This is a genomic window from Pseudomonas sp. MD195_PC81_125 (assembly GCF_014060985.1).
In the GTDB taxonomy this organism is placed as follows: domain Bacteria; phylum Pseudomonadota; class Gammaproteobacteria; order Pseudomonadales; family Pseudomonadaceae; genus Aquipseudomonas; species Aquipseudomonas parakoreensis.
Window position 1 is genome coordinate 1 of record NZ_JABULD010000366.1, and the last position, 4812, is coordinate 4812.

Sequence of the window (4812 nt, forward strand, 5' to 3'; positions counted from 1 at the left end):
AGGCAACTGATCCAGCAGCAGTTCATCGATGATTTTGCCAATAAGCCACTGCAGCACGCTGAAGTTCTGGCTTGGCTTGGATCAAGCCACGGCATCGTTGCCACTCCGCACAGCCAACGCAGCATCGCGCAATTGCACATGCACCTGGACGAGTTTATCGATGAGCTGCCCCTGAGCGTGATCATCAACGACGCTGAAGCCGCACTGGGTACCGCCGTGCAAACCGCCGTGAAACGCGCCGACGAACAAGCCTTTGCGCTGGCCAATGGGCAGAACCTGATGTTCTGCGAGGACGCCGCGCGACGCCTCCATCTGACCCTGCGTCGCTGCCCTGGTGTCAGCGGATTCGACCTGCGAGTGATCCACGCCGAAAGCCTGCACGCCCACGACGCCGTCGCCGAAAGCCACTGGCATCGAGAACACGCATGATCCGCTGCCATTCCTTGAGCTGGGGCGCGCCAGGCCAACCGCTGACTTCACCACTGACGGTCACGCTGGAAAGTGGCAGTCTGAGCGCTATCGTCGGCGCCAACGGCTGCGGTAAAAGCAGCCTGCTGAAAGTCATCGCCGGGTTGCAGAAACCCTTGACCGGAAAAGTTGCGCTAGGCGTTCCACGCCAAGGAGGATTGTCGTTCCTGCCGCAACAGCAACACCTCGATCGACAGTTTCCCATCAGCCTGGAAGAACTGGTGGCTGCCGGGTTCTGGGGCCGTCGATTGTCGACCCAACTGCGTGCACAGCGCCTCACTCATGCACTCGATAATTGGCACTTGAGCGGACTCGAGAAGCGCCCGCTGATGGCGCTCTCCGGTGGCGAACTGCAACGCGCATTGCTTGCCCGTTTGAGTCTGGCTGACGCGCCGCTACTCCTTCTCGACGAACCCCACGCTGCGCTCGACGAACTGGGTCAGCAATTGCTTTGGCAACACATCCACGCCTGGCACGCCGAAGGTCGAACCTTGTTGGTGGTCTGCCACGACCTGGCCGCCGTCCGCCAACACATCCCGCAGACACTGCTGATCAAAAACCACGAATGCGTGTTTGGCGACAGCGTCGAGCTGATCCAGCAAACACCTGGCACGCAGGTGGCTTGATGCTCACCGTCGCTCACCTTTGGCAACCGTTCAGCGAGTTCCTGTTCATGCGCCGAGCGCTGCTCGGCGGACTGGTATTGGCCTGCAGCACAGCACCGCTCGGCGTTTTTCTGATCCTGCGGCGCATGAGCCTGATCGGCGACGCCGTCGCTCACGGCATTCTTCCCGGCGCCGCATTGGGCTTCTGGTTCGCCGGTCTGAGTCTGCCCGCGCTAACGTTCGGCGGTCTGGGTGCGGGCCTGAGCATGGCCGGGCTGGCTGCGTGGATTACCCGTCGCACCGGTTTGCGCGAAGACGCCAGCCTCGCTGCGATCTACCCGATCTCGCTCGCCAGTGGTGTGCTGATTCTCGGCATCGCCGGGAAACGGCTCGACTTGCTGCACTTGCTGTTCGGCTCGGCGCTCGCCGTCGACGGCCCGACCCTCAACGGCATGTTATGGGTCTCGGCCCTCAGCCTGATCGCCATGGCCGTCATCTACAAACCGCTGCTGCTCGACACCCTCGATCCTCTATTCCTGCAAACCGTCAGCCGCCTCGGCCCTCTCGCCCACGGCGTGTTCCTGACCCTGGTGGTGCTCAATCTGGTGATCGGCTTCCAGGCCATCGGTGCATTAATGGTGGTGGGTCTGATGATGCTGCCTGCCGCTGCCTCACGGTTCTGGAGTCGTCGTCTGCCAAGCCTGATTGCCATCTCCGCACTCATTGGCTGCCTGTCGGTGTGGCTTGGATTGTTGCTGTCGTTCGACTACTCGCTGCCCAGCGGGCCGGCCATCGTGCTGGTCGCGGGGTCCGCCTACTTGCTGTCCGTGCTGTTCGGACCGGTTCACGGTCTGCTGCGCCGCCCGCCTTTGCTCACATCCCAATGAGGTGTTTCCCGATGCGCGTTCTACTCGTGTTGTTCAGCTTGCTGCTGTCGATGTCGTTATCGGCGGCGGAAAAATTGCCGGTGGTCACCAGCTTCAGCATCCTCGCCGACATGGTGCATCAGGTCGGCGGCGAGCATATCCAGATCACCAACATGGTCGGCCCGGACGCCGACGCGCACACCTATGAGCCAACACCGGACGACGCCAAAGCGCTGCTCAACGCCAAGCTGATCATCAAGAACGGCCTCGGTTTCGAACCATGGCTCGATCGACTGGTGACCAGCACCGGCACCCAGGCCCCGCTCATCAGTGCCAGCCACGGTGTGATTCCGCGCTCGCTCGATGAAGACGGTGAAACCATTCCCGACCCGCACGCCTGGCACAACCTGGCTAACACTGAGCTGTACATCGCCAATATCACCAAGGCGCTGATCGCTGCCGATCCGACGAACAAGGCCGATTATCAACGCAACAGCCAGACCTACCTGAAACAGATCTACGCCCTGCTCGCCGAAGCCAAGACCAAGCTCGGCTCGTTGCCACCGGGCAATCGCAAGATCGTCACCAGCCACGACGCCTTCGGTTATCTCGGGCAGGCCTACGGCATCGACTTCATGGCGCCGCAAGGTCTGTCCACCGAGCGCGAGCCATCGGCCGCCGAAGTCGCTGCACTGATCACGCAGATCCGTCAGGCCAAGGTCAAAGCGGTGTTCATGGAAAACATCAAAGACGCGCGCCTGCTCAAGCAGATCGCTGAGGAAAGTGGCGCGCATATCGGCGGCACGTTGTACTCCGATGCCCTCGCCGCCAGTGGCCCGGCCAGCACCTTTACCGGACTGTTCGAATACAACCTCAACACCCTTTACGACGCGCTGAGCCAACCATGATCCGCAAAAACCCCTCAGGCGATTTGCCGCAAATTGCCGAGTCGGCCTACGTCGACAAAACCGCGATCATCTGCGGCAAGGTGATCATTGGCGAGAACGTTTTCGTCGGCCCCTACGCGGTGATCCGCGCCGACGAAGTCGACGCTTCGGGCACGATGGAGCCGATCACCATCGGCGCCAATTCGAACATCCAGGACGGCGTGGTGATCCATTCCAAATCCGGCGCTGCCGTGACCATCGGCGAATTCACCTCGATCGCTCACCGCTCGATCGTGCATGGCCCGTGCGTGGTCGGCGACCGGGTGTTCATCGGCTTCAACAGCGTGCTGTTCAATTGCGTGGTCGGTGACGGCTGTGTGGTGCGGCACAACTCGGTGGTCGATGGCCGCGATTTACCGGACGCGTTCTACGTGCCCTCCACCACCCGCATCGGCCCCAACACCGACCTCTCGCAGTTCCCGCCGGTGAGTGTCAGCGCCTCGGAGTTTTCCGAAGACGTGGCGCGCACCAATGTCGATCTGGTGCGCGGTTACAAAGCCTTGCAGAACGAGTTCTGAACCATGAGCAGCGTGCTGATTCGCAACGCCAGACTGGTCAATGAAGGACGCGAGTTCGACGGCGATCTGTTGGTCAGCCATGGTCGCATCGTCAAGATCGCAGGCCGCATCGACGGTGAAAATGCCCGGGTGGAGATCGACGCCAATGGCCAATGGCTGTTGCCGGGGATGATTGATGATCAGGTGCATTTTCGCGAACCGGGAGCGCCGGCCAAAGGCTGCATCCACACCGAGTCACGCGCAGCGGTGGCGGGTGGCATCACCAGTTTCATGGACATGCCCAACACCCAACCGGCCACGCTCACCCTGGAAGCGCTGGCGGAGAAAAAGCGTCGAGCGGCGATCAACTCCGTGGCCAACTACGGATTTCACTTCGGTGTCAGTCAGGACAACCTCGACACCGTGGCCGCGCTCAACCCCTGCGAAGTGGCCGGGGTCAAAGTGTTCATGGGCGCCTCCACTGGCAATATGCTGGTGGATGATCCGCAGACCCTCGAACGTCTGTTCGCCGAAGTGCCGACGATTCTGCTGGCGCATTGCGAACACACACCGAGCATCGAGGCCAATGCAGCACGTCTGCGCGAACGCTTCGGCGACCACCTGCCGGCGAATATCCACGCACTGATCCGCGATGCCGAAGCTTGCTACCGATCCTCTTCGCTGGCGGTGGAACTGGCCAGACGTCACGGCACCCGCCTGCACGTTTTGCACCTGACCACCGCTCGCGAGCTGGAGCTGTTCGAAGACAAACCTCTCACTCAAAAGCACATCAGCGCTGAAGTCTGCCTGCACCACCTGCTGTTCGATGACCGCGACTATCCAGCACTCGGCAACCTGATCAAATGCAACCCGGCGATCAAGAATCAGGCCGACCGCGATGCCTTGCGCGCGGCGCTGCTGAGCAACCGGCTGGATGTGATCGGCAGCGATCATGCACCGCACACCTGGGCGGAAAAACAGCGTCCTTACACCGAAGCACCGTCCGGTTTGCCGCTGGTGCAACACGCCCTGCCGGCACTGCTGGAGCTGGTGGCCGATGGCGTGCTGCCGATCACCACGTTGGTGGCGAAGACCAGCCATCGGGTGGCGGATCTGTTTGCGATTCCGGATCGGGGTTATTTGCGCGAGGGGTATTGGGCGGATCTGGTGCTGGTTGAGCCCGCGGCCATGGAGGTGTCGCGGCAACCGATTCTGTCGCAGTGCGGATGGTCGCCGTTTGCTGACAAGACTTTCCGCTATCGGGTGAATACGACGTTGGTGTCGGGGCAGATTGCCTGGCGGGAGCAGCGCATCAACGAAAGCTGTCAGGGGCTGCCGCTGCGGTTTATGCGTTGAATGATCAGGTGTCTGACAGAACGTCTTCGCGAGCAGGCTCGCTCCCACCAGGAATCGCGCTGGCCCTGTGGGA

At 61.6% G+C, this 4812-nt stretch carries 6 protein-coding genes; all 6 read left to right on the forward strand.

The features are described from left to right. A partial coding sequence (locus tag HT737_RS15360; protein WP_182403130.1) for a GTP cyclohydrolase, FolE2/MptA family occupies positions 1–429 on the forward strand: 429 nt, incomplete at its 5' end. Next, positions 426–1094 carry a metal ABC transporter ATP-binding protein gene (locus HT737_RS15365; protein WP_182403132.1) on the forward strand — a complete coding sequence of 223 codons (669 nt, stop codon included), beginning with the start codon at positions 426–428 and terminating at the stop codon, positions 1092–1094. The genes HT737_RS15360 and HT737_RS15365, both read left to right, overlap by 4 nt. Then, positions 1094–1960, forward strand: coding sequence for a metal ABC transporter permease (locus HT737_RS15370; protein ID WP_182403134.1), 867 nt, complete (start codon positions 1094–1096; stop codon positions 1958–1960). Before HT737_RS15365 ends, HT737_RS15370 begins: the two co-directional genes overlap by 1 nt. Positions 1961–1971: 11 nt before the next feature. Then, positions 1972–2847, forward strand: coding sequence for a metal ABC transporter substrate-binding protein (locus tag HT737_RS15375; protein ID WP_047297348.1), 876 nt, complete (start codon positions 1972–1974; stop codon positions 2845–2847). Next, positions 2844–3404 carry a DapH/DapD/GlmU-related protein gene (locus HT737_RS15380; protein WP_047297349.1) on the forward strand — a complete coding sequence of 187 codons (561 nt, stop codon included), beginning with the start codon at positions 2844–2846 and terminating at the stop codon, positions 3402–3404. Before HT737_RS15375 ends, HT737_RS15380 begins: the two co-directional genes overlap by 4 nt. 3 nt (positions 3405–3407) lie before the next feature. Further along, positions 3408–4739: a dihydroorotase gene (locus HT737_RS15385; RefSeq protein WP_182403136.1), complete on the forward strand. Its 1332-nt coding sequence runs from the start codon at positions 3408–3410 to the stop codon at positions 4737–4739. The last annotated feature ends 73 nt before the right edge of the window (positions 4740–4812 follow it).

Coding starts and splice junctions, on each gene's coding strand:
- HT737_RS15370 (WP_182403134.1), top strand. CDS start 1,094: ATGCTCACCGTCGCTCACCTTTGGCAACCGTTCAGCGAGTTCCTGTTC.
- HT737_RS15385 (WP_182403136.1), top strand. CDS start 3,408: ATGAGCAGCGTGCTGATTCGCAACGCCAGACTGGTCAATGAAGGACGC.
- HT737_RS15380 (WP_047297349.1), top strand. CDS start 2,844: ATGATCCGCAAAAACCCCTCAGGCGATTTGCCGCAAATTGCCGAGTCG.
- HT737_RS15365 (WP_182403132.1), top strand. CDS start 426: ATGATCCGCTGCCATTCCTTGAGCTGGGGCGCGCCAGGCCAACCGCTG.
- HT737_RS15375 (WP_047297348.1), top strand. CDS start 1,972: ATGCGCGTTCTACTCGTGTTGTTCAGCTTGCTGCTGTCGATGTCGTTA.